Below are 1,073 nucleotides of genomic sequence, written 5' to 3' on the forward strand. Positions count from 1 at the left end.
TATTAAAAACAATGTAAAAAGATAATTTAAATAATAACTCACAAGAGGTGTTTTAATGCATTTATATGAAAGGATTTTAAACAAAGACAAAAGAGCAGTAGCAAGACTTATCACACTTATTGAAAATCAAACAAAAGAGGCAAGGGAAGAACTAAAGTATATATATAAAAATACAGGAAATGCAAAAATAATAGGAATAACTGGTCCACCGGGCGCCGGTAAAAGCAGCCTGGTAAATGAACTGGTAAAAACTATTCGAAAAGAGGGGAAGACGGTGGGGGTCATTGCCGTTGACCCCACCAGCCCCTTTTCAGGTGGAGCAATTTTAGGCGACAGAATACGAATGAATGAAATTTCCTTAGACCCCGGTGTTTATATAAGAAGTATGGGAAGTAGAGGATCTTTGGGAGGAATTGCAAAAGCAGCCTTTGACGCGGTTAAAGTGCTTGATGCTTACGGGATGGACTACATAATAATAGAGACGGTAGGAGTAGGACAATCGGAAGTAGACATAGTAAAACTTGCAGATACTGTAGTGCTTGTACTTGTACCGGGACTGGGGGACGACGTTCAAGCGATAAAGGCCGGAATTATGGAAATAGCTGATATTTTTGCCATAAATAAATCAGATAGAGAAGGTGCTGATAGATTAATTATCGAGATTCAGATGATGCTGGATATTGGAATAAAAGAAAACTCCTGGAGACCTCCCGTTTTAAAAACCGTGGCTCTTTCCGGCATGGGTGTACCGGAGCTTTTTGAAGAAGTAAAAAAACATTTAGAATTTCAGAAAAACAACGGGCTATTAGAAGAAAAAAGAATGTTAAGGATAAAAGAGGAGTTTTATAACCATTTAAAAGACATGGTTGCAAAAGAAATTTTAGAAAAAAAATCTCAGAAAATAAGAGAACTTTTAAAAGACATTGAACAAAAGAAATTAGATCCTTATTCTGCTGTAGAAATAATAATAAGTCAAATAAACATTTTGTAACCTGAAGCTAAAATATAAAGAGATTTTAAGGAGGGATTTAAATGAAGACTTTGAAAATAGACCACATTGGTATCGCTGTTAA

The 1,073-nt window shown here is 35.5% G+C and carries 1 protein-coding gene; it reads left to right on the forward strand.

Annotation, left to right across the window (positions count from 1 at the left end; translation table 11 throughout):
* The first annotated feature begins 55 nt into the window (after nucleotides 1–55).
* On the forward strand, nucleotides 56–991 hold the full coding sequence (gene meaB / locus ACPLOV_RS11420; protein WP_424911206.1) for a methylmalonyl Co-A mutase-associated GTPase MeaB: 936 nt from the start codon (nucleotides 56–58) through the stop codon (nucleotides 989–991).
* The last annotated feature ends 82 nt before the right edge of the window (nucleotides 992–1,073 follow it).

This window comes from Thermovenabulum sp. (assembly GCF_049723235.1).
Lineage (GTDB): Bacteria > Bacillota > Thermosediminibacteria > Thermosediminibacterales > Thermosediminibacteraceae > Thermovenabulum.

Bases quoted from the DNA above. Each gene is read 5' to 3' on its own strand.
- meaB (WP_424911206.1), top strand. From the start codon at position 56: ATGCATTTATATGAAAGGATTTTAAACAAAGACAAAAGAGCAGTAGCA.